Origin of the sequence: Mumia xiangluensis (genome assembly GCF_010994095.1) — a bacterium.
Lineage (GTDB): Bacteria > Actinomycetota > Actinomycetes > Propionibacteriales > Nocardioidaceae > Mumia > Mumia xiangluensis.
Window position 1 is genome coordinate 688,028 of record NZ_WJYO01000002.1, and the last position, 24,336, is coordinate 712,363.

General features: G+C 71.3%; 28 protein-coding genes. 12 read left to right on the forward strand and 16 right to left on the reverse strand.

Annotation, left to right across the window (positions count from 1 at the left end; all coding sequences use genetic code 11):
- Positions 1 to 10: 10 nt before the first annotated feature.
- Genes GH747_RS09455 through GH747_RS09465 form a run of 3 tightly spaced genes read right to left on the reverse strand, consistent with a single transcriptional unit; the run spans position 11 to position 2,306 of the window.
- Positions 11 to 865, reverse strand: a complete 855-nt coding sequence (locus GH747_RS09455; protein ID WP_149769298.1) for a 5-oxoprolinase subunit C family protein — start codon at positions 863 to 865, stop codon at positions 11 to 13.
- Complete coding sequence (locus GH747_RS09460) at positions 862 to 1,551, reverse strand: 5-oxoprolinase subunit B family protein (RefSeq protein WP_149769299.1); 690 nt, start codon at positions 1,549 to 1,551, stop codon at positions 862 to 864. Before GH747_RS09460 ends, GH747_RS09455 begins: the two co-directional genes overlap by 4 nt.
- A complete protein-coding gene (locus GH747_RS09465; protein ID WP_205602860.1) occupies positions 1,548 to 2,306 on the reverse strand; it encodes a LamB/YcsF family protein in 759 nt (252 codons plus the stop codon). The genes GH747_RS09460 and GH747_RS09465 overlap by 4 nt, the downstream gene beginning before the upstream one ends.
- A gap of 211 nt (positions 2,307 to 2,517) precedes the next feature.
- Between GH747_RS09465 and ccrA the strand changes: the two genes are divergently transcribed.
- Entirely contained in the window at positions 2,518 to 3,855 is a 1,338-nt protein-coding gene (gene ccrA, locus GH747_RS09470; protein ID WP_149769301.1) for a crotonyl-CoA carboxylase/reductase, read from the forward strand.
- Between the two features lie 76 nt (positions 3,856 to 3,931).
- Entirely contained in the window at positions 3,932 to 5,230 is a 1,299-nt protein-coding gene (locus GH747_RS09475) for a coiled-coil domain-containing protein (RefSeq protein WP_149769302.1), read from the forward strand.
- Between the two features lie 2 nt (positions 5,231 to 5,232).
- Here GH747_RS09475 and GH747_RS09480 read toward each other — a convergent pair whose 3' ends face one another.
- Entirely contained in the window at positions 5,233 to 6,042 is an 810-nt protein-coding gene (locus tag GH747_RS09480) for an alpha/beta hydrolase (protein WP_205602861.1), read from the reverse strand.
- Positions 6,043 to 6,159: 117 nt separating this feature from the next.
- On the opposite strand from GH747_RS09480, the gene GH747_RS09485 reads away from it, so the two are divergent.
- The 4 genes from GH747_RS09485 to GH747_RS09500 all read left to right on the forward strand — a co-directional run bounded on the left by GH747_RS09485 (position 6,160) and on the right by GH747_RS09500 (position 11,304).
- Positions 6,160 to 8,487 (forward strand): winged helix-turn-helix domain-containing protein, encoded by a 2,328-nt coding sequence (locus GH747_RS09485; protein ID WP_149769303.1) that lies wholly within the window; start codon positions 6,160 to 6,162, stop codon positions 8,485 to 8,487.
- Between the two features lie 104 nt (positions 8,488 to 8,591).
- The gene (locus GH747_RS09490; protein ID WP_149769304.1) at positions 8,592 to 8,780 is read left to right on the forward strand and encodes a hypothetical protein; all 189 of its coding nucleotides are present in this window, start codon (positions 8,592 to 8,594) and stop codon (positions 8,778 to 8,780) included.
- A 54-nt stretch (positions 8,781 to 8,834) separates the two neighbouring features.
- Entirely contained in the window at positions 8,835 to 9,962 is a 1,128-nt protein-coding gene (locus GH747_RS09495) for an AI-2E family transporter (RefSeq protein WP_149769305.1), read from the forward strand.
- Positions 9,946 to 11,304, forward strand: a complete 1,359-nt coding sequence (locus GH747_RS09500; protein ID WP_149769306.1) for a hypothetical protein — start codon at positions 9,946 to 9,948, stop codon at positions 11,302 to 11,304. Before GH747_RS09495 ends, GH747_RS09500 begins: the two co-directional genes overlap by 17 nt.
- Here GH747_RS09500 and GH747_RS09505 read toward each other — a convergent pair.
- The 8 genes from GH747_RS09505 to GH747_RS09540 form a co-directional block, all read right to left on the reverse strand.
- The gene (locus tag GH747_RS09505; RefSeq protein ID WP_149769307.1) at positions 11,272 to 11,538 is read right to left on the reverse strand and encodes a hypothetical protein; all 267 of its coding nucleotides are present in this window, start codon (positions 11,536 to 11,538) and stop codon (positions 11,272 to 11,274) included. The genes GH747_RS09500 and GH747_RS09505 overlap by 33 nt on opposite strands.
- 10 nt (positions 11,539 to 11,548) lie before the next feature.
- Entirely contained in the window at positions 11,549 to 11,950 is a 402-nt protein-coding gene (locus GH747_RS09510; RefSeq protein WP_149769308.1) for a DUF7144 family membrane protein, read from the reverse strand.
- Between the two features lie 124 nt (positions 11,951 to 12,074).
- On the reverse strand, positions 12,075 to 12,428 hold the full coding sequence (locus tag GH747_RS09515) for an SHOCT domain-containing protein (RefSeq protein WP_205602862.1): 354 nt from the start codon (positions 12,426 to 12,428) through the stop codon (positions 12,075 to 12,077).
- 14 nt (positions 12,429 to 12,442) lie between these two features.
- Positions 12,443 to 12,880 carry a DUF6325 family protein gene (locus GH747_RS09520; protein WP_149769309.1) on the reverse strand — a complete coding sequence of 146 codons (438 nt, stop codon included), beginning with the start codon at positions 12,878 to 12,880 and terminating at the stop codon, positions 12,443 to 12,445.
- 81 nt (positions 12,881 to 12,961) lie between these two features.
- Positions 12,962 to 13,774, reverse strand: coding sequence for a tyrosine-protein phosphatase (locus tag GH747_RS09525; RefSeq protein ID WP_149769310.1), 813 nt, complete (start codon positions 13,772 to 13,774; stop codon positions 12,962 to 12,964).
- A complete protein-coding gene (locus tag GH747_RS09530) occupies positions 13,771 to 14,649 on the reverse strand; it encodes a YhjD/YihY/BrkB family envelope integrity protein (RefSeq protein ID WP_149769311.1) in 879 nt (292 codons plus the stop codon). The genes GH747_RS09525 and GH747_RS09530 overlap by 4 nt, the downstream gene beginning before the upstream one ends.
- A 97-nt stretch (positions 14,650 to 14,746) precedes the next feature.
- On the reverse strand, positions 14,747 to 15,028 hold the full coding sequence (locus tag GH747_RS09535) for a hypothetical protein (protein WP_149769312.1): 282 nt from the start codon (positions 15,026 to 15,028) through the stop codon (positions 14,747 to 14,749).
- Between the two features lie 29 nt (positions 15,029 to 15,057).
- Positions 15,058 to 16,839, reverse strand: a complete 1,782-nt coding sequence (locus tag GH747_RS09540) for a 3-hydroxyacyl-CoA dehydrogenase family protein (RefSeq protein ID WP_149769313.1) — start codon at positions 16,837 to 16,839, stop codon at positions 15,058 to 15,060.
- A gap of 144 nt (positions 16,840 to 16,983) precedes the next feature.
- Between GH747_RS09540 and GH747_RS09545 the strand changes: the two genes are divergently transcribed.
- Complete coding sequence (locus tag GH747_RS09545; RefSeq protein WP_153816621.1) at positions 16,984 to 17,541, forward strand: hypothetical protein; 558 nt, start codon at positions 16,984 to 16,986, stop codon at positions 17,539 to 17,541.
- A 19-nt stretch (positions 17,542 to 17,560) separates the two neighbouring features.
- Positions 17,561 to 18,238: an endonuclease NucS gene (gene nucS, locus GH747_RS09550; RefSeq protein ID WP_149769314.1), complete on the forward strand. Its 678-nt coding sequence runs from the start codon at positions 17,561 to 17,563 to the stop codon at positions 18,236 to 18,238.
- Between the two features lie 15 nt (positions 18,239 to 18,253).
- Here the strand turns inward: nucS and GH747_RS09555 are convergent, their stop codons facing one another.
- On the reverse strand, positions 18,254 to 19,114 hold the full coding sequence (locus GH747_RS09555) for an SDR family NAD(P)-dependent oxidoreductase (RefSeq protein WP_149769315.1): 861 nt from the start codon (positions 19,112 to 19,114) through the stop codon (positions 18,254 to 18,256).
- Positions 19,115 to 19,177: 63 nt separating this feature from the next.
- On the opposite strand from GH747_RS09555, the gene GH747_RS09560 reads away from it, so the two are divergent.
- On the forward strand, positions 19,178 to 19,774 hold the full coding sequence (locus GH747_RS09560) for a TetR/AcrR family transcriptional regulator (RefSeq protein WP_149769316.1): 597 nt from the start codon (positions 19,178 to 19,180) through the stop codon (positions 19,772 to 19,774).
- A gap of 9 nt (positions 19,775 to 19,783) precedes the next feature.
- Positions 19,784 to 20,293 carry an O-acetyl-ADP-ribose deacetylase gene (locus tag GH747_RS09565; protein WP_149769317.1) on the forward strand — a complete coding sequence of 170 codons (510 nt, stop codon included), beginning with the start codon at positions 19,784 to 19,786 and terminating at the stop codon, positions 20,291 to 20,293.
- 26 nt (positions 20,294 to 20,319) lie between these two features.
- Here GH747_RS09565 and GH747_RS09570 read toward each other — a convergent pair whose 3' ends face one another.
- A complete protein-coding gene (locus tag GH747_RS09570; protein WP_149769318.1) occupies positions 20,320 to 20,847 on the reverse strand; it encodes a hypothetical protein in 528 nt (175 codons plus the stop codon).
- A gap of 134 nt (positions 20,848 to 20,981) precedes the next feature.
- Between GH747_RS09570 and GH747_RS09575 the strand changes: the two genes are divergently transcribed.
- Positions 20,982 to 21,590: an SLATT domain-containing protein gene (locus GH747_RS09575; RefSeq protein ID WP_149769319.1), complete on the forward strand. Its 609-nt coding sequence runs from the start codon at positions 20,982 to 20,984 to the stop codon at positions 21,588 to 21,590.
- 9 nt (positions 21,591 to 21,599) lie between these two features.
- Here GH747_RS09575 and GH747_RS09580 read toward each other — a convergent pair whose 3' ends face one another.
- Positions 21,600 to 22,529 (reverse strand): FAD-dependent oxidoreductase, encoded by a 930-nt coding sequence (locus GH747_RS09580; RefSeq protein ID WP_149769320.1) that lies wholly within the window; start codon positions 22,527 to 22,529, stop codon positions 21,600 to 21,602.
- 15 nt (positions 22,530 to 22,544) lie between these two features.
- Positions 22,545 to 23,069 carry a ferritin gene (locus GH747_RS09585; RefSeq protein WP_149769321.1) on the reverse strand — a complete coding sequence of 175 codons (525 nt, stop codon included), beginning with the start codon at positions 23,067 to 23,069 and terminating at the stop codon, positions 22,545 to 22,547.
- Between the two features lie 176 nt (positions 23,070 to 23,245).
- Here GH747_RS09585 and GH747_RS09590 point away from each other — a divergent pair, with 176 nt between their 5' ends.
- Positions 23,246 to 24,313, forward strand: coding sequence for a lysylphosphatidylglycerol synthase transmembrane domain-containing protein (locus tag GH747_RS09590; protein WP_149769322.1), 1,068 nt, complete (start codon positions 23,246 to 23,248; stop codon positions 24,311 to 24,313).
- Positions 24,314 to 24,336: the final 23 nt, after the last annotated feature.

Consider the following 24,336-nt stretch of genomic DNA (forward strand, 5'->3'; position numbering starts at 1 on the left):
GCGGGACCGGTCAGGCCCAGCGCAGCCGCAGCGGGGTGCCCGGGCGGACCTGCGCTGCGCGGTCCACGTCGGCGTCGACCACGACACCGACGACCGGATAGCCACCGGTGACGGGGTGGTCCGCGAGGAACACGACCGGCTCGCCGCTCGGCGGGACCTGGATCGCGCCACGGACCGCCCCCTCCGACGGCAGCTGGCGGTCCGGTCGGACCAGGCGCAGCGGCGGCCCGTCGAGCCGCATCCCGACGCGGTCGGTGTTCGCCGACGCGTGCCAGGTCGCGCCGACGAGCAGGTCCGGGTCGAGGATCCAGTCGTCGCGCGGGCCCCGGACCACCCGCAGGACGACCTCGTCCTCGTACGCCGGGGCGGGCACCGCGTCCACGTGCGGGTACGCGGCCGGCGCGGGGCCGACGACGAGCCGGTCACCAGCCGCCAGCGGCTCCGGCCCGATCCCGGCGAGGACGTCGCGGCTGCGCGACCCCAGCACCGGCGGGACGTCGATGCCGCCCCGCACAGCGACGTACGACCGTAGTCCCGCCGGCGGCAGCCCCATCCGGAGCCGCTGCCCCTCCCGCAGCGCCACCGCCGCGTACGGATCGACGGCGCGCGCGTCCACCGTCAGCCGCGCTGGCGCCCCGGTGACCGCGACCCACGCGTCGCCGCCTCGCGCGACCACCTCGAGCCCGCCCAGGAGCACCTCGATCGCCGCGGCGCCGGCGGGGTTCGCCAAGAGCCGGTTGGCCAGCCGGTACGACGCCCGGTCGGCCGCACCGGAACGGCCGACGCCGATCGCGGACCACCCAGGCCTCCCCTCGTCCTCGATCAGCGCGAGCGGCCCGCTGCGGACCACCTCGAGCGTCGTCATGCGCGCTCCTCGACGCTGTGCTCCTCCACGCTGTGCTCCTCCACGCTGTGCTCCTCCACGCTGTGCTCCTCCACGAACTGGACCGCGGCGCCCGGCCGCAGCAGCGCCGGCGGTTCGCGGTCGAGGTCCCAGAGCGTCGCGTCGGTCGTGCCGATGAGCTGCCAGCCGCCGGGAGACGACCGCGGGTAGATGCCCGAGTACTCCCCGGCGAGCCCGACCGCACCCGCAGGCACCGCCGTACGCGCCCGGGGCCGCCGCGGGACCTGGAGGCGCGGGTCGCCGCCGACGAGGTAGGCGAAGCCCGGCGCGAATCCACCGAACGCGACCCGCCACGGGTGCCCGGTGTGAGCGTCGACCACCCCGCGTACGCCGAGGCCGGTGAGCTCCGCGACCTCCTGGAGGTCGGGGCCGTCGTACCGGACATGGACGACGATCGCGTCGCCCTCCCCCGCCGCATCCCCGCCGAGCACTGCACCGGCGTCGAAGTCCATCCGGACGAGGGCCGCCGCGAGCTGCGCGAGGTCGGCCCCGTCGTCGGCCACCACCAGCACCGTCCGCGCCGCGGGGACCACGTCGGCGACGCCCGCGAGCCCGGCCGCGCGCACCGCGTCGGCCCACGCGACCACGGCTCCCGCGTCGTCCAGGTCGGCGATCAGCGCACGGTCGCCGTACAGCGTGAGCCTCACACGAAGGCTCCGAGGCTCACCCGGGCGTCCTCCAGCACCGCGCGGATCCGGCGGGCCATCGCGACTGCACCCGGAGAGTCGCCGTGCACGCAGACGGAGTCCGCGGCGACCGCGACGTCCTGGCCGTCGATCGCCCGGACCGCACCCTCGGTGACCATCCGGAGCGCGCGCTGCGCCACCTCCTCGACGTCGTGGAGCACGCTGCCCGGCTCCGTGCGGGGCACGAGGTCGCCCGACGGGGTGTACGCACGGTCCGCGAACGCCTCACGCACCGTCCGAAGTCCGAGTCGCTCCCCCCACGCCAGCAGCCGCGAGCCGGGCAGACCCAGCAGCGGCAGCCCGGGGTCGTACGCGTGCACGGCCTCGGCGACCGCCCGCGCCTGAGCGTCGTGGTGCACGGTCGCGTTGTAGAGGGCCCCGTGCGGCTTCACGTAGCGGACACGTGTCCCCGCGACCTTCGCGAGGCCGTCCAGGGCGCCGATCTGATAGACGACGTCGGCGGCGAGCTCGGCGGGCTCCATGTCGATGAACCGTCTCCCGAAGCCCGCCAGGTCGCGGTACCCAACCTGGGCGCCCACGGCCACCGAGCCCGCCGCGGCCAGCTCGCACGTACGACGCAGCGTCCGCGGGTCTCCGGCGTGGAACCCGCAGGCGACGTTGGCGCTGGTCACGAGGGCGAGGATCGCTGCGTCGTCCCCCAGCTCCCAGCGGCCGAAGGACTCACCGACGTCGCTGTTGAGATCGATCGTGCTCACGGCGCTCCTGGGATGTCGGACGGCGACTCCCACGCTACCGGCGGGAGGCCGGGCGGTACTGTCGGCAGACAACCGCCGATCACGAATCGGGCGAGCACGGGGCTCCGGACGCACAGCGCGGAGCGACATCGGTCACACTCGTACACCACAACCATTACCGATGAGTAATATCCGCGTAACGCAACCGCGCCGCTCAATTCTGGAGGACGACGTGCAGCACATTCTCGACGCCATCATGGCCGGGGACACCTCGAGCGAGGACTTCGCGAACATCACCATCCCCGAGACCTACCGGGGTGTCACCGTCCACAAGGACGAGGTCGACATGTTCGAGGGCCTTGCCTCACGGGACAAGGACCCGCGCAAGAGCCTGCACCTCGACGACGTACCCGTCCCCGAGCTGGCGCCGGGCGAGGCACTGGTCGCGGTGATGGCGAGCTCGATCAACTACAACACCGTGTGGACCTCGATCTTCGAGCCGGTGTCGACGTTCGGGTTCCTCGAGCGCTACGGCCGCCTGTCGGAGTACACGAAGCGTCACGACCTCCCGTACCACGTCGTCGGCTCCGACCTCGCCGGCGTCGTCCTGCGCACCGGTCCCGGCGTCAACGCCTGGAAGCCCGGCCAGGAGGTCGTCGCCCACTGCCTGTCGGTCGAGCTCGAGAGCCCTGACGGCCACAACGACACGATGATGGACCCCGAGCAGCGGATCTGGGGCTTCGAGACGAACTTCGGCGGCCTCGCCGAGCTGGCGATCGTCAAGGCCAACCAGCTCATGCCGAAGCCCGGCCACCTCTCCTGGGAGGAGGCCGCGAGCCCCGGCCTGGTCAACTCCACCGCGTACCGCCAGCTGGTCTCCAAGAACGGCGCGGCGATGAAGCAGGGCGACACCGTCCTCATCTGGGGCGCCTCCGGCGGCCTCGGTTCGTACGCCACCCAGTTCGCGCTCAACGGCGGCGCGACCCCGGTGTGCGTCGTCTCGTCGCCCGAGAAGGCCGAGATCGTACGCTCGATGGGCGCCGAGCTGGTCATCGACCGGTCGGCAGAGGGCTACAAGTTCTGGAAGAACGAGCACGAGCAGGACCCACGGGAGTGGAAGCGCTTCGGTGCGAAGATCCGTGAGCTGACCGGCGGGGACGACCCCGACATCGTGTTCGAGCACCCGGGCCGCGAGACCTTCGGCGCGAGCGTCTACGTGGCACGCAAGGGCGGCACGATCGTGACCTGCGCGTCGACGTCGGGCTACATGCACCAGTACGACAACCGCTACCTCTGGATGAATCTCAAGAACATCCTGAGCTCGCACTTCGCGAACTACCGCGAGGCGTGGGAGGCGAACCGTCTCATCGACAAGGGCATGATCCACCCGACCGTCTCGAAGGTCTACAGCCTCGACGAGACCGGCCAGGCGGCTCTCGACGTGCACCGCAACGCCCACCAGGGCAAGGTCGGCGTGCTCTGCCTGTCGCCCGAGGAAGGCCTCGGCGTGCGCAACGACGAGAAGCGTGCGAAGCACCTCACCGAGATCAACCGTTTTCGCGGCATCTGAGTGGTGAGTTCCGGGGGGAGGTCGCGCTACGCTTTGCCGAGCGACCTCCCCCCGAACTACGACGCAAAGGCAATCCATGTCAGACCCTCATGACAGCGTGACCTACGACGGCGACCCGTTCGCCCGCTCGACCGGCGATCCGGCTACGGGGGCCGGCTTCCCGCTGGTTCGCCGCGGCGGCTACGACAAGGACGCTGTCGACGCTTATCTCGCCCAGCACCGGGCCGAGGTCTCTCGCGCCCAGGCCGCCACCCAGGCGGCCGAGTCGAGGGCCGGCGCCCTCGAGGCCGAGATCAACGGCCTCCGCAACCAGCTCACCGAGGCCAGCAAGCCCAGCTACGCCGGCCTCGGTGGCCGCGCCGCCGAGCTGCTCGGTCTCGCGGAGCAGCAGTCCTCCGAGATGCTCGACCGTGCCAAGCGCGAGGCCGAGGACGTGCGTCGCGTCGCCGAGTCCGAGGCCACCGCGCTGAAGGCTGCCGCGGCCAAGGAGGCGGACGACCTCCGCGCCGTCCAGCTCGCCGACGTCGAGGAGACCCGCGAGCGCCTTCTCGCCGAGGCCGAGAGCGAGCGCGCTCTCGCGCTGGCCGAGGCTGAGGACATCCTCGCGAAGGCGAAGCGCGAGGCCGACCAGATCGAGCTCGCGGCCAACCAGGCGGCCAGCTCCGCCCGCCTCAGCGCGACGCGCGAGGCCGAGCAGGTCCGTGCCGCCGCCGACCGTGAGCTGACCGAGGCCCGCCGTGTGCTCGCGCTCGAGAAGGAGCGGATGGCCAAGGAGGCGACCGAGGCTCACGCCGTCGCCACCGAGCAGACCGCCAAGATGATCACCGACGCCGAGTCGCGCGCCTCGGCCGCGGAGTCCCGCGCACGCGAGGCGATCGCTGCTGCGACGAAGCGCCGCGAGGAGACCAAGGCCGAGTCCGAGCGCATGGTCGCGCGCTCGCGTCGCGAGGCCGAGCAGATCATGCACACCGCCCGGACCCAGTCCGAGCACTCGCTGGCCCAGGCCCGTGCCGATGCCGAGAAGCAGATCTCGTCGGTGCGTCACGAGCTCGACAACCTCGTCGCCAAGCGCGACGCCGTCAAGACCCAGCTGGGCAAGCTGCGCGAGGTCATCGGCTCCTTCGCCGGGCTCGACGCTCTCGACACCGACGCCGAGGCCGGCGTCGGCAACGCGACCCCGGCAGCGGAGCCGGCGGCCGAGCTCGTGGCAGCGGTCGAGGAGGCCGTCGTGGAGGCCGAGGCCACGGTCGAGGAGACCGCGACCGACGACACCACCGAGAGCGCTCCGATCGAGCGCCCCTCGACCGAGCGCTCCGTGCCTCGTGCGAGGCTCGGGGGCCCTGCGGCCGCCGACCTCGCGGAGGACGACAAGTAGCCTCAGGGCAGCTGGTCACCAGAGTGCGGGCCGGCGTCTCCGAACGCCGCGACTGTCCGGTCGCGGTAGGCGGAGACGTCGGCCCGTTCCATGGGACCGTCCCACACCTTCGGCAGCGGCACTGCGACGTCGGGCGCGAGCCGCGCCACGATCTCGTCCAGCACCCGCTCGGTGTCACCGACCCAGAGGTGTTTCGCGCCGTCCACGCCGATGACCTCCGCCTGAGGCACGCGCTCGAACCGCTCGCGTGCCTCGGCAGGACGAAGGTAGTCGTCGTGCTCCGGCACCAGCGCGACGAGCGGCTTCTCCGACTCCGCCCACGCGTCCAGGTCCGCCGTGTCGGAGTAACGCAACGGCGGTGACAGCAGGATCGCGCCCTGCACCTCGGAGTCGAGCCCGTACTTGAGCGTCAGGTCGGTCCCGAACGACCAGCCGACGATCCAGATGTTCGGCAGGTCCTCGAAGTCCGCGAGCTCGATCGCCGCGGCGACGTCGTACTTCTCGCCGCGGGCGTTGTCGAACTCCCCCTCGCTCGTCCCCTGCACGCTGGTCGTGCCCCGGGTGTTGAACCGGAGCACCGCGATCCCGGCGAGCGCCGGGAGCCGGTACGACGCCTTGCGGAAGACGTGGCTGTCCATCATCCCGCCGTGGGTCGGGAGGGGGTGGAGGCAGATCATCGTGGCGACCGGCTCGCGGTCCTCAGGGAGTGCGAGCTCCCCCACCAGCTCCAGGCCGTCGGCGGTGTGAAGGGTGATCGGGGTACGTCGGGCGGGCAGCACCGAGGTGCCCCGGATGACCTGTGCGTCGCTCACCCGACCACCCTACGGTCCGTGGTCCTGTGCGATCCGGTCGCGGGGCACGCGTGGGCGCAGTAGCCTCCGAGTGCCGCGATCGGACGTGGGGACGGTCGCAGGCACAAGGGGGAAGCCGTGGTGCTTCGTGCGCACAAGGTCCAGCCGGAGTTCGTCGACGACGCCGTCATCGTGCGGCGGCGGGTGCTGGTCGCGCTCGACCGAGCAGCGCGCCGGCCGATCGTCCTGGTCGCGACACCGGCCGGGTACGGCAAGACGGTGCTGCTGCGACAGTGGATCGAGACGAGGGCGACCGACGTCCTGCAGGTCGGCGCCGGCACTACCGCCGCGTGGGACGTCGCCCGGCGCGCGCTCGCACGCGGGCGCACAGTGGTCGTCGACGACAGCCATCGCCTCGGGTGGGGCGACGAGTTCCTCGCAGCCTGCGAGGCGGCGACCACGGAGGCGCCGCTGGTCATCGCCACCCGCATCGACCCTCTCGTCGCCCTGCACGGCCAGCGCCTCGCGGGCCGCGTCAGCGAGCTGCGGGCCGACGACCTCGCGTTCACCGTCGGGGAGCTTGCTCGTGTGGTCGCGCGCGCCGGCCGGCGGCTGGACAACGACGAGGCGCAGTCGCTGTTCGACGAGACCGGCGGATGGCCGGCAGGCGTACGCCTGAGCGCTGGACGGACCCAGCGCACCGCCGTCCACATCGGCGCCTTCTCCCCGACCGGGAGCTACCTCGTCGCGCAGGTGCTCGACTCGCTCGACGACGACCTCGTCGACTTCCTCCGCGTGACCGCGGTGCCCGAGCACTTCGACCTCACGCTCGCGACCGCGCTCTCGGGCCGGGCGGACGCAGGCGCCGTGCTCGACGAGGTCGCCCACCGGGTCGGCTTCGTCACGCACGACGTCGAGTCGGGGATCTACCACTACCACCACCTGATGCGCCAGGTCCTGCTCGACGAGCTGACCCGGCGTGCACCCGACGACGTCCCAGGCCTGCACAGCGAGACGGCCCACTGGCAGGCGGAGCGCTCCGAGCACGCGGCGAGCGGTCGCCATGCGGCCGAGGCCCGCGACTGGGACCTCGTCGCCGACAACGCCGTCGCACTGGCGTGCGTCGCCCTGGCGGACGGCTCCTGGAGCGCGGTCGACGCCCTCGTCGCCGCCATCCCGCACGCCGTCGGCACGGATGACGGCCGCCTCCACCTCGTGGCGGCGGCTCGCGCACTGCGGGTCGAGGACACCGACACCGTCGTCGCCGGCGACGAGCTGAGTCGGGCCCACGTACCGCCGTCCGTCAACATCGTGACGGCCCGGCACATGGATGCCCTCACCCGGCTCTGCCGTGCGCGGCTCGCGCTCAGCGCGGACCGTATCGACGACGTGGGCCGCGCACTCGGGACGCCGCAGCCGGTGCTCTCCGAGCACGACAGCCTGCCACGCTCTCCCGCGGCGGCGCTGCGGGCGGCCTGGGCGGTGACGAACGGCCTCGTCGCCGCGTTCGCGGGCGCCCGCGACGACGTCGCCGCGCACCTCGCGACCGCGCGCCGTGTCGGGGAGGGTCTCGTACGCGTCGAGTCGGCCGCGGCCGAGATCGAGGTGTGGGCTGCGTTCGGAGCGGGAGACCTCGCAGGGGCGGCTGCCGTGCTCGCTGGCGACCCGCGCCTCGGCGACGGCGAGCTCGACTCCGCCGTCCTCGTCAAGGACTGGGTCGCGTTCGAGCGCGACGAGCAGGGGACGGACGACGGTCAGCGCGGCCCGCTCCACGCCGGTGGGCGCGCCGGCGTCGTACCGGCCCGCGAGGTGAGCTCGGCGCGCTGCGCCCTCCTCCGGCGTACCGGCGCGACCGTGCCTGCGCAGACCGTGGCCGCCGACGGCGGGGAGACGTGGCTGGTCGAGCACCACGCGCGTCTCTCCGACGAGATCGCGCTCCTGGGGATCGGTGAGGTCGCGGCTGCAGCGACGGCGTTCGCCGACCACCTCGCGGCGATGCCGGTCCCGCCGCCCGACGTCGAGGTACGCCTCCACCTCGCGCGGGCCGTCCTCGCACACCGCGCAGGCGATGCGACCGCCGCGTCGACAGCGCTTCGGCGAGCGCTCGACAGCACCGAGCTTCACGGATGGCGACGCCCGTGGCGCGAGCTCGGCTCCACGGCGGTCGACCTCCTCTCCGCTGAGCGTCAACGGGTCGGGCGGCACGCCGACACCGTCGCGCGTCTGCTCGTCGACCTTCGCGGCGAGCACCGCGGGGATCCTGTCGGGCTCGTTGTCGCGCTCTCCGCCCGCGAGGACGAGATCCTCCAATACCTTCCGGGCACGCTCGACCAGGCGGAGATCTGCGCGGCGCTCTTCATCTCCCGCAACACGTTGAAGACCCATCTCCGTGCCATCTACCGCAAGCTCGGGGTGGAGTCGCGTCGCGAGGCCGTGCTCAGGGCCGAGTCGATCGGACTCCTCTGAACCGTTCGTGCACGACGGATCTCGCCCATCGTGGGTGATCCCTCGTGCTCGGTGCCCTCCCACAATGGAGCGATGGGGGCGGGGACACCGTGAGGTACGAGATCGTGACCGACGGCGTACTCTCCGACGTCTCGCGTTCGGCACTGCACGACCGGGGTCTGGACGTGCTGGCACGGCCGGACGGGAGCATCGCACTGCGTGGCGAGTTCACCGGTCTCGCCGAGCTGAACGACGTGATCTTCGCCTTGGAGGACTTCGGCCTCGGGCTGGTCTCGGTTCACCAGATTCCCTGAAGTCACACCTCGCGGGTGAGACGCGAACGGCCCGCGGTGCCCTAACGTCGAGATGTGCCTGACGACTCCGTTGCTCCGCCGAGGTCCTCGATCCCCCGCGAACCCCTCATCATCGTGACCCTGGCGGCTGCGCTGCTCGCGATTGTCGGCCTACGGCAGTTCTCCGGAATCCTAGGCCCGCTGATCCTCGCACTCGTCCTCGTCATCGCCGTCCAGCCGATCCGCGACTGGGCAGTCGGACGCGGTCTGCCCGAGTGGTTCGCGACCATGGTCACGTTGCTCGCGGTGTACGCGATCGTGATCGGCTTCGCCCTTGCGCTCATCCTGACCGGTGCACAGTTCGCCAGCGCACTCACCGAGTACGAGCCGCAGTTCAACGAGTTCGTCGACGACGTGTCCCAGAAGATGGCTGACCTGGGGATCGGTTCCGAGCAGATCCGATCGATGCTCAGCGACGTCGACCTCGGTGGTCTGGTCGACGTCGCGACCAACCTGATCGGCGGTCTCGCGGGCACCATCACCAGCCTCTTCTTCATCATCGTGCTGCTCTTCTTCGTCGCCACGGACGCGGGCGCGTTCACCTCGAAGCTCCGGGCAGTGCCGTCGATCGGGTCCCGCACGGCGGAAGCGTTCGGCGTGTTCGCGGCGGGCACCCGGTCGTACCTGGTCGTCTCGACGCTGTTCGGGCTCGTGGTCGCCCTCATCGACGTGATCGGCCTCTACGCGCTCGGGATCCGTGATGCCTGGCTGTGGGGCCTGCTGGCGTTCCTGACGAACTACATCCCCAACATCGGATTCGTCATCGGCCTGATTCCGCCGACGATCATCGCGCTCCTCGACCATGGCATCGGCACCGCGATCGCCGTGATCGTGATGTACTCCGCCGTGAACTTCGTCCTCCAGACGCTGATCCAGCCGCGGGTCGTCGGCAACTCCGTCGGGTTGTCCGGGTCGCTCACCTTCATCTCCCTCATCTTCTGGGCCTCGATCTTCGGCGGGGTCGGAGCGATCCTTGCGATTCCGCTCACCCTGCTCGTGAAGGCGATCTTCATCGACGTCAGCCCGGACCGGAGCTGGATCGGGCCGCTGCTGTCCAGCACACCGCACCAGGCAGACGGCGCTCCTCAGCCGAAGCGTCGCTCACATCGCACGAAGGAGACCCGCGATGACGGAGCCCGATAACGAGGTCACCCAGCTGCGAGCCGAGGTTGCGGCGCTGCGCGGCCAGCTCGCCGAGCAGTCCGAGGGCGGAGGCTCACCACCGTCCTCGGACGCCGGCCGGACCGGATGGTGGCGCACCCCGCTGGTCGCCGTCCTCGTGCTGCTCGGCACCCTCATGGCACCCCTGTCGGTCGTCGCCACCTGGGCGCACGACGAGATCGGCGACACCGATCGCTACGTGGAGACGGTCGGCCCGCTGGCGAGCGAGCCTGCGGTCCAGGCGGCGATCACCGATCTGGTGACCGAGACGATCGTCACCAGGCTGAACCTCGAGCAGGTGACCGAGGACGCGCTCACCGCGCTGTCACAGCAGAGCTTTGTCCCGCCCCGTGCCGAGCCGCTCCTGCCTGCGCTGAGCACTCCGCTGACGAACGCCGTCGAGAACTTCGTCCACGACACCGTCGCACGGGTCGTCCGAAGCGACGCGTTCGCTGACGCCTGGGTCGCCGCCAACCGGGAGGCCCACGCCCAGGCGGTCGCCGTCCTGACCGGTGAGTCGAGCGGCGCGGTCGAGACGTCGGACAACGCCGTGAGCATCAACATCGCGCCCTTCATCGAGGCATCGAAGGAGCTCCTGGTCGATCGCGGGTTCGAGCTCGCCTCGCGCATCCCGACCGTCGACGCCTCGTTCGTCCTCTTCCAGTCGGCGGACATCGGCAAGGCGCAGAGGTGGTTCAGCTGGCTCGACACCCTCGCACGGGTGCTCCCGATCCTCGGGCTGATCCTGCTCGCCACGGCCGTGATGGTCGCGCGCGACCGCCGCCGTACGGTGATCACGGCATCGTTGGCAGTCGCCGTGTCGATGCTGCTGCTGGGCCTCACGCTCAACCTCGTCAGGCCCGTCTATCTCGACGCGGTGCCGACCGACGTCCTCCCGGTCGACGCCGCAGCCGTGATCTACGACCAGCTCGTCGAGTTCGTCCGCACGGCACTTCGCGCCATCCTCGTCGTCGCCCTTGCGATCGCCATCGCAGCGTTCCTGTTGGCGCCGACCGGCGCGGGGGCCGCGATCCGGACGGGCGCCGCCGGCGGCCTCGCCTCGCTGCGGGCGAAGTCCGGCGTACGACGTGGTCCGGTGTCGACGTTCGTCAGCACGTACCGGACCTTTGCTCGAGTGCTTGTCGTCGCCCTCGGGGCGCTCGTCTACATCTCGTTGGATCATCCGACCGGCGGGAGTGCGCTCGTGATCGTGATTCTCGTCGTCCTGGGCATCGTGGTCGTCGAGTTCCTCGCGGGGCCCCGCCGCACCGACGAGCAGGCCAGCGACGACTCAGCCGACGTCCCGCCCGCGGCCGGGGTCTGAGGGAGCTGGATCGTCCTGCTGGGTGACCTCGACCAGCTCGACGCCGAGCTCCTCGAGCGCCTGGAGCGCCCCGAGCAGCTCGGCTCGGTCCTTGAACTCACCGCGCAGCGCCACCGGGCCACCCACGTCGACCCGCAGCCGCAGCGCTCCGAGCGCCGAGACGAGTGCCTCGTCCAGGTCCGCGCGCACCACCACCCCGAACGAGGTGCGGCGGCCCGGCGAGGCACTCGTCATGGCATCTCCGTCAGCTTTCGAAGTCAGGGGTGTAGTTGGCAAGTGCCCAGATCAGGACGACGTTAAACGCGATGATCAGGACGCCCCAGACGGGGTAGTACGGCAGCCAGAGGAAGTTCGCGACGATTGACAGGATCGCGATACCGATGCCTGCGCCGCGCGCGAACGCGTTGCCGGTCATGATCGCGAACGCGATCACGATGAAGAGGATTCCGAGGACGAGGTGGATCCACCCCCACGTCGTCGTGTCGAACGAGAACAGGTAGTTCTCGGTGGTGACCAGCAGGTCGTCTTTGGCGATGGCAGCGATGCCTTGGAAGACCTGGACGAAACCGATGATCGCGAGCATCGCTGCCGCGAAGATCGTGACTCCCTGTGCCCACGGATTGCTGGTGCCGGTGCGGCTGGACATGGGTGCTCCTTCGATAGGCGGCGGCCGGCCCGCCGCGTACCCCCAATGTGTCGGCGTGCCACCGCTGCTGCATCACTCCGACGGGGTGATTCGCGCACCACGAGTCGGGCCGGCCGCAACCCGGTCAGCCGTTGAGGATCTTCGCCTTCTCCGCCGCGAACTCCTCGGCCGTGAGGATCCCCTGCTGCTGGAGCGCCGCCAAGCGCTCGAGCTGGCCGACGACGTCGCCGCCGGCCGGAGCAGCGGGTGCAGCCTGCGGCGCGGCGTACTGCTGGGCCGCCGCTGCCTGGGCGGCGGCCGCTTGCATCGCGGCCTGCTGCTGCTGTTGTTCGTACGCCTGTGCCTGGGCTTCCTGTTCGTACCGGGCGTCGTTGCGGCGCTGCATCCGGTTGTTCACCGCTCCTGCGGTTCCGGCCACCACAGCGGTCCGTGCGGCGAGTCCCACCAGCCCCGGTCGTCCCATGCGTCGTGCGAGCATGCTCTCCTCCTCGTTCAGTCTGTGCTCAGCGCCGCGGCGACGGCGTCGAGGTCGGCTCGGTCGATGCGCTCGTGCGCCAGCACCACGCCGCCGACCCTGTCGAGCGCGGCGGCGAAGCGAGCGGCCCACACGTTCTCCCAGACGACCAGTACGGCGGCGGTGCCCGGCGGAACCTCGTCGGCGATCGCCAGGATGTCCTCCTCACCGAGCAGTCCCGGCACGTCGCTCTCGATCCCGAGGACGTCCTTCACCGCCTCGCCGTCGTCGACGTCGATGATGGTCAGGTCTCCGTCGTCCGCCCGCGCGACGATCACCGCGTCGAGCAGGCGCACGGCGCCGCTCGCGACGGCGTCCGCGACCACCTTGGCGACGCTGCCATCCGGCTGGTAGCCCTCCAGGAACCCCAGCACGGCGATATCGACCGGACCGGACGGGCCTACGCTCTCGGCCATCGGTACCCCTCTCTCCGACATTGTTGCCACCAGCCTCTCCGCTGCCGGTCGAGCGCGGATCACCCTCGACGGGTGATCCGCTCAGCGGTCGACGAGCAGCCGCTCGCGGAGCGCGGCCTGAGTCGCCGCGTCGATGCCCAGCCCGTCGGCGAAGTACGTCGCCACGTCCCCGTAGGTGCGCCGCATCACCGCGAGGCTGGTCGCGAGGTACTCCGGGCGTACCCCGAGCACCGGCAGGAGCAGGTCCGGGTCGCCGCCGAGCGACGCGAAGTGGTCGAGGACCGGCTGGAGCGCCGGGAGGAGCTGGTCGTTCGTCAGGAGGTACTCGTGCTCCACGACCTCCTCGGGCACCCCGAGGAGCATCAGCGTGCTCGCCGCCGCCCAACCAGTCCGGTCCTTGCCGGTCGTGCAGTGGAAGAGCGTCGCACCGCTGCCGGCGGCGAGGACCCTGAAGAACGCCCCGTACGACGCACGGGCGCTGGGCAGCGTGACGAGGTGCTCGTACGCCTGGAGGAACGCTGCTCGAGCCTGTCCGTCCGACAGCAGGTCACGCGCGCGCCCTGGGTCCTCGAGGATCTCCGCCATGTCGGTCGGCGCAGCCTGTACGGCGTCGGCGAGGACGTCGAGGACCACCTCGTCGGCGCCGTCGAGACGGACGTCAGGTCGGCGTTCGCGCTCCGGCGCGGTCCGCAGGTCGACGACGGTGCGGATGCCGAGACCTTCGACGACGGCGGTGTCCGTGCCCGTGAGCCGGCTCAGGTCGGTCGATCGGAAGAGGACGCCTTCGCGCACGGCCCGCCCGTCGGCTGCGCGCCAGCCGGCGAGGCTGCGGAGGTTCGGCAACGTCGCGACGGGGATCGGTGTCCCGGGAGCGGTGCGGTCGTGCTCGGTCATGGCTCATCCTGACGGAGCCGGCCCGGGACTGCGCGCCCGGCCGTGGCCAGCAGGCGCGCGGTGAGGCCGCGATCGCGCATCCAGACGGACAGCTCGTAGCCCACGACCGCGGTCCCGACCAGGACGTACGCGACGATGACGAGCCACGCGACGATGGCGAACGCGACGCCGATGACGCCGTACCGCTGCGCGTCGATGGCGATGAGATGCGGCACGTACAGGTGGCTCCACCAGCCGGCGACCAGCTGGACGATCGTCGTCAGGACCGCGGCGGGGAGCAGGTCCTCCAGATCGGCGCGTCCGCCCAGCTCGATCCGGATCAGCACGACCCAGAGCGGGACCGAGAGCAGCAGCTGGATGACGATCCCGGCCGGCCCGAGGAGGTGACCGACCCAGCCGACCAGCACGAACGTCCCGAGCATGAACGCCAGGCCGCCGATGCCGGAGACGGCTGCCCGCACGCGCGGTGCTGGCGCGCGCTGCCAGGCCAGCTCGTACAGGCGCTGGAGCGATCGGCTGAACGATCCGACCGAGAAGAGCAGGATCAGGAACCCGAGCAGCGTGAGGCCCCCCGTGGCGTCGGGCGGGCTGGCGAAGAGCGCTTCGACGGCTTCGGCCGTGCTGCCCGTCAGGTCGAAGTACTCGATGAGGATGTCGGCAGCCTGCGCGTTCCCGTCACGCGAGAGCCAGCCGGAGACGACCACGAGCAACGGGATCAGCGCGATGAAGGCCTGGCCGGCGAGCGTGATCGCACGGTTGCGGCCGTCGATCTCGTACATCCGTCGCATGCAACGGCCCGGGAACGAACGCTCGAACCAGTCACGGGCGGTGACGAACCGCGCGCGCCAGCGCTCGATCCTGTCCGCGGCCGCCATGCGTGCCAGTCTGTCCGCAGCCGGAGTCCGGGGGCGTCACCCGGGCCGGGTGAGTCGACCGGTCGCTGCGGCTCGCGAGCACCAGCTGCAGACCGGCTCAGCGGCGGCGCCTCCAGCACGGCGTGTGCCAGTGACGCCGCTCCTCCAGCCCGGACGCGCTGAGGAGCCCCGGCTCGAGCGGCCAGACCACGACGTGCGGTGTCGCCGGACGGATGGCCTGCGAGCAGCCGGGACACGTGTAGGTCTTCGTCGACGAGGACCCCGTGATCGTACGGACGACCCAGTCGCCGTCGCCCCGCTCCTCGACCCGCTGGTTGCCCCCGTTGAGCGGAGGTGGCGCGCCTCGAGGACCACGGGGCGTGCGGCGTCGGCGGGACATGCGTCCAGCGTACGGGGACGCCGTACGGGTCAGCGGCGCGCGTAGTCGCGGAACCCACGACCGGTCTTGCGGCCCAGGTAGCCCGCCGTCACGAGGTGCTCCAGGAGCGGTGCCGGCGCCCACGCGGGCTCGCGGAACTCGCGGAAGAGCGTCTGCTCGATCGCGAGCGACACGTCGTTGCCGACCACGTCGAGGAGCTCGAACGGACCCATCGGCAGGCGACATCCGAGCTTCATGGCGACGTCGATGTCGTCGGCGGTCGCGTAGTGCGCCTCGAGCATCTTCACGGCGTCGTTGAGGTACGGGAACAGCAGCGCGTTGACGATGAAACCGGCACGGTCCCCGCATGCGACGGCGTGCTTGCCGACGTTCGCGCAGAGCGCCTGCACCGTCTCCGTGACGTCGTCGGCGGTCGCCACCGTGGAGACGACCTCGACGAGCTTCATCACCGGGGCAGGATTGAAGAAGTGCATCCCGATGACGTCCTGCGGACGGTCGGTCACCGCGGCGCAGGCGATCACCGGGAGCGAGGACGTCGTGGTGGCAAGGATGGCGCCCGGCTTGCAGATCCGGTCGAGGTCCTTGAACAGCTCGACCTTGACGTCGAGGTCCTCCGCGATCGCCTCGACGACGATGTCGACGTCGGCCAAGGCCTCGCGCTCGGTGCTGCCGGTGAGACGCCCGAGGACCTCGGCCTTCTTCTCCTCCGTCGAGCGGCCGCGCGAGATCGCCTTGTCGAGCGACTTCGTGATGGCCGCGCGGACGCCGTCGAGCTTCTCGGGCGTACGGCCGACGTACACGACGTCGTACCCGGCCTTCGCGAAGACCTCGACGATGCCCGACGCCATGGTGCCGGTGCCGACGACACCGACCAGCCCGATCGGGCGGCGCAGCTGCGGCGCCGCGTCGGAGGACGGCGTCACCGCGTCGTCGACGACCGTCGAGGAGTACTCCTCGGCATAGGTGTAGAAGCCGCGGCCCGACTTCCGACCGAGCAGGCCGGCGGTGACCATCTGCTTGAGGATCGGCGACGGGGCGTGGACGCGCTTGCGGTCCTGCAGGTACATGGTCTCGAGGATCTCGTACGCGGTGTCGAGGCCGATCAGGTCGAGCAGCGCGAGCGGACCCATCGGGTAGCCGCAGCCGAGCCGCATGGCCGCGTCGATGTCCTCGCGCGTCGCGTACTGCGCCTCGTACATCGAGGCGGCGTGGTTGAGGTAGGCGAACAGGAGCGCGTTCGCGATGAAGCCGGCCTTGTCTCCGACCGTCACCGGGCTCTTGCCGAGCCGCTGCGCGAGCGCGACCGCGTCCTCGACCACGTCGGGGGCGGAGACGACCGTCCGGACGACCTCGACGAAGTCCTGGACCGGCGCCGGGTTGAAGAAGTGAAGCCCGACCACGCGGCTCGGGAGGCGCGTCGCGGACGCGATCTCGGTGACCGAGAGCGCGGAGGTGTTCGACGCGAGGATCGCGTCGTCGCGCACGATCTTGTCGAGCTGCTGGAACACGTCGATCTTGACGTCGAGCCGCTCGACGACCGCTTCGACGACGAGGTCGGCGTCGGCAAGACTCGCGAGGTCGGTGCTGAAGGAGATGCGGGCGAGCAGCGCGGACCGGTCCGCGGCGTCGAGCTTGCCACGCTCGGCAGCGCGCTGGGTGGAGTGCTCGATGGTCGAGCGGCCGTGCTCGAGCGCCGCATCGTCACGATCCACCGCGAGCACGGTGATGCCGTTGCGTGCCAGCACCTCTGCGATGCCGGCACCCATGGTGCCGACGCCGACGACTCCGACTGTGTTGATCTCGCGCGCCACGGAGGTCTCCTGTGTCTGGGACGGAAGTTACCGGCAGGTTACTACCGAGTAGCCGCCAGCAGCACCGTCGTACGCGTGACACATGTCACGAATTCCCGGACCGCGCGGCCTGCCGACGACCTCCTCGCCACCTAGCATGGCCAGATGCCGAGCCTGGACGATCGCCCCCACGTCGCCCGTCCCGCCGTCGCTCGACGCGTCCGACGACGCCTCGTCGTGGCCTCGTCGACGGCAGCCCTCGCACTCGTGCTCACCGCGTGCGGCACGTCGTCCGGGGACGCCGGCGCAGACCCGACCGCGACGTCTCCCTCCCCGAGCGCGTCCGACTCTCCGACGCCGTCGGCGACCGCAACGACCGCCCCGGCCGGCACAACCACTCAGACCCCGGAGCCCCCGGACACGACGTCCGCCCCCACGCCGTCCGCCACCGCGACGCCGTCCGAGGCCGCGAAGCCGGCGGCCAGCGCCAAGCGCAGCCCGGTCGGCCGCTGGCGCAACCGTGAGCTCGCGTGGGTCCTGCGCATCAAGGCGAGCGGTCGCTTCGTGGAGGACTTCGACGGCGTGAAGAACATCCGCTCCGGCACGTGGCGCCTCAAGGGCAAGGTCGTCGTCCTCAAGGGAGGCGACGGGATCACCACCCGCGGCAGGCTCGCCGGCGACACGATCACGATCCGCGGGACCGTGCTCAAGCGGGTGCGCTGACGGTCGCTAGCCTGTCGGGGTGCGCCTCGTCATCGCTCGTTGCCAGGTCGACTACGCCGGCCGCCTCACCGCCCATCTCCCGATGGCGACCCGCCTGATCCTCGTGAAGTCGGACGGATCCGTCTCGATCCACTCCGACGACCGTGCGTTCAAGCCGCTGAACTGGATGAGTCCGCCGGCCGTGATGCGCGAGGGCGTGACCGACGACGGCACGATCGAGTGGACGGTCTCTGCCACCAAGACCGACGACACGCTGCGCATCCTGATCGAGGACCTTCTTCACGACTCCAGCCACGACCTCGGCATCGATCCAGGGCTGCAGAAGGACGGCGTCGAGAAGCACCTCCAGGAGCTCCTCGCCGAGCACCCCACCAGCCTCGGCGAAGGGATGTCGCTCGTCCGTCGAGAGTTCATGACCGCGATCGGGCCTGTCGACCTGCTCTGCCGGGACAGCACCGGCGCATCCGTTGCCGTCGAGGTCAAACGGCGCGGTGAGATCGACGGGGTGGAGCAGCTCACGCGCTACCTCGAGCTGATGAACCGCGACCCGCTTCTCGCCCCCGTGCGCGGCATCTTCGCCGCGCAGGAGATCAAGCCGCAGGCGCGCACGCTGGCGACCGACCGCGGGATCGAGTGCCGGGTCGTCGACTACGACGCGCTGCGCGGCATCGACGACCCGACCCTCCGCCTGTTCTGAACGGCGCCCCGCCCTTCAGGCCTCCGGCCAGCTGAACGCCGGATCGCGGGCATACTCGTCGCGCCGCCACGCCAGCGCGGTCGACACCATGTCGTGCGCGCCGGCACCGATGATCGCGCGCCGCGGCGGCTGCGGGTCGTCGACCAGCGCCAGGATCGCAGCCGCGGCGACATCGGGACTCTCGTCGGTCGACTCGACCTCGGCAGCTGCGGCGCCCGCTGCGGCGTCCGGATATCCCGGCATCCCGAGCACCGCCTCCCTCATTCCCTCGTACGCGGGCTGCGGCGCTGCGGCGAACCGCATGCTCGACCCCGCCCAGTCAGTCGCGAACCCGCCGAGCTCGGCCATCGTGACGTGGATGCCGAAGCCGGCCACCTCGTCGGCCAGGGCGCCGCTGAATCCTTCGAGCGCCCACTTGCTCGCGTTGTAGGCGCCGAACAGCGGCACCGTTCCCACCGCGCCGACGGTCGAGATCTGGACGATGTGCCCGGCGCCCTGCTCGCGCAGGTACGGCAACGCCGCCTGCGACACCCAGATCGCGCCGAGGAGGTTCGTGTCGATCTGGGCGCGCACCTCTGCCTCGGTGAGCTCCTCGATCGCTCCGACCTGCCCGTAGCCCGCGTTGTTGACGATCACGTCGAGCCGCCCGAAGCGGTCGTGCGCGGCGGACACCGCGGCGTGTACGGCTCCGCGGTCCGTGACGTCGACCTCGTAGACGGCCACGGCACCGTCGTACGAGGCGGTGAGGTCGTCGAGCACGCCCGGCGTACGGACGGTGGCGGCGACGCGGTCGCCTCGCGCCAGCGCCGACTCGGCGAACGCGCGGCCGAGTCCTCGACCGGCTCCCGTGATGAACCAGGTCCTGGCTTCCGGCATATGAGCTCCTGTCTGTGATTGGCGAGACGGACCGTCTCGTCTCGCCTACCGTATGCTGAAGACGTGCCCGAACGCGAATCCGTTTCCCGAGCCCCTCGGCGCCGCAGCGAACGCGCCCGTACGGCGGTGCTCGACGCGACCGCTGCACTGATCGAGGAGGTTCCGTACGCCCGGCTGACCGTGGAGGCGATCGCCGCGCGCGCGGGGGTCGGCAAGCAGACGATCTACCGGTGGTGGCCGTCGCGCGGTGCCGTCGTCTTCGACGCCCTGCTCGAACGCTCCGGCGGCGGCGATGCCGCGCTCCCCGACACCGGCGACCTGCGGGCCGACCTGTCGTCCTTCCTCCGCGCATCGGCGCGCGAGATGACGGCGCCGTCGACCGATGCGTTCCTCCGCGCGGTGACGGTGGAGATCCTCCAGGACGAGGCCGTCGCGCTGCAGTACAGGCAACGACTCCTCACACCCCAGCGGGCAGCCGTCCGCCAGCGGCTCGCCACCGCGTACGACGCGGGCCTGCTGCGGGACGACGTCGACCTGGACGTCCTCGTCGAGTGCCTGGTCGGACCTGTGGCCGGGAGGTGGCTCCTCGGCTCGGGAGCTCTCGACGACGCGTACGCGGACGCCGTCGTGGACGTGGCCCTCCGAGGCGCGATCAGGTAAGCAGGAGGCATGCTCCGCATCGAGGTCGTCCAGGGAGACATCACGACGGTCCGCGCCGACGCGATCGTCAACGCCGCCAACAGCACGCTGCTCGGCGGCGGCGGGGTCGACGGCGCGATCCACCGTGCGGGCGGGCCGGACATCCTCGCGGCGTGCCGCGCGCTCCGCACGACCAGCCACCCCGACGGCCTTCCGACGGGCGATGCCGTCGCCACCACGGGCGGGCTCCTTCCCGCGCGCTGGGTGATCCACGCCGTCGGACCCGTGTGGTCGCCGAGCGAGGACCGGTCTGCGCTGCTCCGCTCGGCGTACATCCGAAGCCTCACCGTCGCCGACGAGCTCGAGGCGCGGGTGGTGGCGTTCCCGTTGATCTCAGCCGGCGCGTACGGCTGGCCCCTCGACGATGCGGTCTCGATCGCCGTCGCCACGGTGCGGGAGGCCGACACCACCGTCGAACGCGTCCTCCTGGTGGCGTACGGCGAGGCTCCTGAACGCCTTCTTCGCGCTGCCGTCGGCTGAGCGGCCCGCTCAGGACCGCCTCGGCGTCAGGATTGTGCGTCAGGACCCTGCTCACGCACCCGACGCACGTTCTCCAAGGAGTCCCGGAGCTCGTCCAGCCACGTGTCGGCGTGCTTCTGTACGAGGCGGACGCACCACGCGAGCGCCTCGCTCCTGCTGCGTGCGACGCCGCCGGCGATCAACGTGTCGAGCACCTGACGGTCCGGCTGGCGCAGGCGCGTCATCACCGGTGCCGCCAGGTGCGTGAACAGGACCCGGCTGCCCTCGCACTCGACGCCCCACGACACCTTCCGGTCGAAGCGGTGCTCGGCCTCACGGGCCACCTCGATCCGCTCCGCGCGGGTGCGCTCACGGAACTCGCGCACCCGCCCCTCGATCGCCCCACGACGCTCGGCGTCCGACGCGTCGTCACCGAGGCTGGGCCCGGGGATCGCACCGATGACGACGATCTCCTCCCGATCCACGGTGACGCTCACGACGCTCTCGAAGAGACCGTCGGGAAGGCGTCCGACGAACCATCCGCGGATCTCGTCTGTCTGTTGCTGAGTAATCATGTAATCAGGCTTACGCCGAATCCGTCACGATTGCAACGGCGTCCGCTCCTGGCGGACGGTTCGGTGCCCGTACCGTGGGACGGCACGGGCAAACCCGTGCCGGGACAGGGCGGGGATCGCTAGCATCCGACTCCGTGTGGACCTATCGCGGCAACGAGCCGACCGTTCTCCAGTGGCTCGACGCCATCAGCGTCGGCCACGAAGCCCACCACCTCGCTGCCCGGTCACGGCGTCGCCGAGCACGGGTGCTCGGCACCACGACCGTGATCCTTGCCGCGCTCTCCGCCGCGTGCGCCTTCGCCGCCTACTCGGTGAGCGACGGCGCGTGGCTGACGATCGGCGCCGGCGTCCTCTCGGGGCTCGCGGCGGCCGTCGCGCTCCTGCAGACGGTCGGCGATCCCGCAGACGTCATCGCCGGACACCAACGAGCCGCGGCCGAGTACGGCATCCTGCGACGCGAGCTGGAGCAGGCCATCCTCTCCGAGCGGATCACCGACGACCGCCTCGCCGAGATCCGGCAGGAGTGGACGCGAGTCGAGGCCACCGCGCCGAGCCTGACGGCACGCGCGTCCCGATCGGTGGCGTTCGATCGGACGCCGACCGGCATGGCCGGCAGCTCGTCCGCGCCCGCAGCCAGCCCGTCCGCCGCAACCGAGCCTCCCGCGGCAGCCGAGCCGCCCGCACCCGCACCCGCAGCGATCGAGCCCGTCGACGAGCCGGTCAAGGAGCTCACCACCGGCTGAACCGCCAGGTCAGGCCACCGCGTCCAGCAGCGAGGCGACCTCCTCCGCACAGCCCCACGACGTCGTGACGCCCGCACCGCCGTGCCCGTAGCAGTGGATCACCGGGCTCGCCCCGGCACGGTCCTCTCGCTCGAGCCGCACCGTGGGTCGGCCCGGGCGGAGCCCGACGCGGACGCCGAGCACGGGTGCGCCCGCCAGTGCCGGGACCAGCGCGACCGCCCGAGCGAGGATCGCCGTCGTGTCCTCGGTCCGGGGAGCGAGGTCCCACTCCCCGTGATCGCTTGTGCCGCCCACGATCACGTCGTCTCCGCGCGGCACGACGTACGTCGTCTCGCCGGGACGGTCCGCGAGGAGGACCTCGTCGACGCCGGCGACCGCGGGGAGCCTCAGCACCTGGCCCCGCACCGGTGTCGTCGACGGGTCCCCGGCGAGCAGACGGCTGCCGAGGCCGGAGGCGTTGACGACCGCGTCGGCGCCCGGCGGCAGCGCTGACAGTGCCATGCGCGTGACCGTCCCCCCGGAGCTGGCGAGCCGGCGCACGAGATAGTCGAGGTACGTCGGCATGTGCGCGACGGGCGCCTCGAACACCCGGCCGGCGGCGTACCCAGGTGGGACGTCCTGCAGCGGCGCGAGCACGCCCACGGCGCTCGCCCACCACGGCTCGGGCTCGGGGTCCGTCAGCAGCTCGACCGAACGCCGCATCGTCACGCCCGCGTCTGCTCCGTCGAGCCCGGCCAGCACCTCGTACGTCCGGCGCGACCACGCAAGGACCCGGTCGGCGGGCTCGGCGAGGTACGGGTACCACCAGGCTGCTGCCACGGCCGACGTCGTCTCCAGCGGCAGGTCGCGCGCGAGCACGTCGACGTGGTGGCCGCGCTCAGCGGCCACCACGGCGCACGTCAGTCCAGTGACCCCTGCTCCGACGACCAGCACGCGCACCGTCCGGCCACCTGCTCAGGCGCCGGCGATGGGCGGCGCCGTGGGATCGGCGGCCTCGCCCTTCTCCTCGCGCGCGATCCAGTGCTCGATCGCCTCGAGGTCGTCCGCCGAGCGGGACACCACCGCGAGCAGGTCGCTCATCTTGGAGACCTCCTCGACCTGCTCCTTGATGAACCACTGCATGAACTGGTCGGACGCGAAGTCGTTCGCGTCGCGGGCGACGCGCGTGAGCTCGTTGATCTGCTCGGTGACGCGGCGCTCCTGCTCGAAGGCCAGCTGAACCGGCGCGACGACGTCGTCGAAGTCGTTGGTCGGGTCGGCGACCCCGGGGATGCGCACCGAGACGCCCGCGTCGAGGAGGTACTGGACCATCATCATCGCGTGGTCCCGCTCCTCGACCGCCTGGTTGAAGAACAGGGCGGCCATGCGGGGCATGGTGAGGGCGTCGTAGTAGCAGGCGATCGCGACGTACTGCTGGTGGGCGGCGAACTCGTGGCCCACCTGCTCGCTGAGCAGCGCTGCGAACTTGTCCGATGCCATGGCTGGCTCCTTGCTGCGGGGTCCACCCGCGTCGACGTCGGTACCTAGGACGCTAGTCGGTACGGATGCTTCCTTCCAGGTAGGCGTGGCTGGCCTCAGCAGGGTCGCGCGCCGGCCGCTACGGTGAGCGCGGAGGACACGAGCGCGACGCGGTCGCACGACGTGACGAGGGAGCCATGGGGATCTCGGCAGGCGCGATCGTGCGTCGCTGGGGTGGCCGTGCGGTCGGGCTCGCCGTCACGGGCGTCGGACTGTACGTGGTGGCGCCGAGCCTGCTCACGATGTTCGACGCGTGGCCGCAGCTCGCCGACGTCGAGGTGCACTGGTTCGCCGTCCTCGCCCTGCTCGAGCTCGGCAGCTTCGCCGCGTTGTGGTGGCTCACGCGGATCGCCCTCACGCCCGGCCGCCGTCCGTCGAGGTCGGCGGACCACCTGACGCCACCCGCGCCGCCAGGGTGGGGCACGCTCGCGGTCGCCCAGATGGCCGGGAACGCGGCGAGCAAGGTCATTCCCGGTGGCCCCGCCGCCGGGGCCGTGGTCCAGGGCAAGATCCTGGTCGCCTCAGGCCAACCCGGCGGCGCGGTCGCGTCGGCGATGGCGTCGACCGGCCTTCTCGGGACTGCCGTCCTCATGCTGCTGCCGGTGCTCACGATCCCGGCGCTGCTGATCGGGCCACCGCCGGCCGAGCAGCTCCAGCTCGGCCTGCTCGTCTCGTTGATCATCGCGACGGTCATCGTCGCGGTCGGGGTCACCGCGTTCACCTGGCCGCGCGTCGTGGAGGCCGTCGGAGCCGCGGTGGGCGCCGTCGTCCACCTCGTACGTCGCAAGGTGACGGCCGACCGCGTCGCCGAGATCCTCCTCGTCGAACGCGACCGGATCGTGGTCGCGTTCAGCGGCCGATGGTGGCAGGCGGTCGTTGCCGCTGCCGCGAACCGGATGTTCGACTACGCGGCGCTCGTCGCAGCCCTGGTGGCGTTCGGCGCGCACGCACGTCCGTCCGAGGTGCTCCTGGCCTACGTCGTGGCGCAGGCCTTCGCCATCATCCCGATCACGCCCGGTGGTGTCGGGTTCGTCGACGCAGGTCTGACGGCGCTGCTGGTCGTCATCGGCGTGCCGGCCGACACGGCAGTCATCGGAACGCTGCTGTACCGGTTGTTCTCGTTCTGGCTCCCGATCCCGATCGGAGTCGGCGCCTGGGGCTGGTGGACGCTCCACCAACGCTCCGGCGACCCCAGCACCGCATGAGGGAGGCTCGACCTGGATCGGCG

What these genes read in the sequence shown, in the direction of transcription:
- GH747_RS09475 (WP_149769302.1), top strand. Translation starts at nt 3,932, where the DNA reads ATGTCAGACCCTCATGACAGCGTGACCTACGACGGCGACCCGTTCGCC.
- GH747_RS09505 (WP_149769307.1), bottom strand. Translation starts at nt 11,538, where the DNA reads ATGACGAGTGCCTCGCCGGGCCGCCGCACCTCGTTCGGGGTGGTGGTG.
- GH747_RS09515 (WP_205602862.1), bottom strand. Translation starts at nt 12,428, where the DNA reads ATGCTCGCACGACGCATGGGACGACCGGGGCTGGTGGGACTCGCCGCA.
- GH747_RS09455 (WP_149769298.1), bottom strand. Translation starts at nt 865, where the DNA reads ATGACGACGCTCGAGGTGGTCCGCAGCGGGCCGCTCGCGCTGATCGAG.
- GH747_RS09510 (WP_149769308.1), bottom strand. Translation starts at nt 11,950, where the DNA reads ATGTCCAGCCGCACCGGCACCAGCAATCCGTGGGCACAGGGAGTCACG.
- GH747_RS09555 (WP_149769315.1), bottom strand. Translation starts at nt 19,114, where the DNA reads ATGCCGGAAGCCAGGACCTGGTTCATCACGGGAGCCGGTCGAGGACTC.
- GH747_RS09525 (WP_149769310.1), bottom strand. Translation starts at nt 13,774, where the DNA reads ATGACCGAGCACGACCGCACCGCTCCCGGGACACCGATCCCCGTCGCG.
- GH747_RS09585 (WP_149769321.1), bottom strand. Translation starts at nt 23,069, where the DNA reads ATGGCATCGGACAAGTTCGCAGCGCTGCTCAGCGAGCAGGTGGGCCAC.
- GH747_RS09500 (WP_149769306.1), top strand. Translation starts at nt 9,946, where the DNA reads ATGACGGAGCCCGATAACGAGGTCACCCAGCTGCGAGCCGAGGTTGCG.
- GH747_RS09590 (WP_149769322.1), top strand. Translation starts at nt 23,246, where the DNA reads ATGGGGATCTCGGCAGGCGCGATCGTGCGTCGCTGGGGTGGCCGTGCG.
- GH747_RS09520 (WP_149769309.1), bottom strand. Translation starts at nt 12,880, where the DNA reads ATGGCCGAGAGCGTAGGCCCGTCCGGTCCGGTCGATATCGCCGTGCTG.
- GH747_RS09570 (WP_149769318.1), bottom strand. Translation starts at nt 20,847, where the DNA reads ATGATTACTCAGCAACAGACAGACGAGATCCGCGGATGGTTCGTCGGA.
- GH747_RS09530 (WP_149769311.1), bottom strand. Translation starts at nt 14,649, where the DNA reads ATGGCGGCCGCGGACAGGATCGAGCGCTGGCGCGCGCGGTTCGTCACC.
- GH747_RS09535 (WP_149769312.1), bottom strand. Translation starts at nt 15,028, where the DNA reads ATGTCCCGCCGACGCCGCACGCCCCGTGGTCCTCGAGGCGCGCCACCT.
- GH747_RS09565 (WP_149769317.1), top strand. Translation starts at nt 19,784, where the DNA reads ATGCTCCGCATCGAGGTCGTCCAGGGAGACATCACGACGGTCCGCGCC.
- GH747_RS09545 (WP_153816621.1), top strand. Translation starts at nt 16,984, where the DNA reads ATGCCGAGCCTGGACGATCGCCCCCACGTCGCCCGTCCCGCCGTCGCT.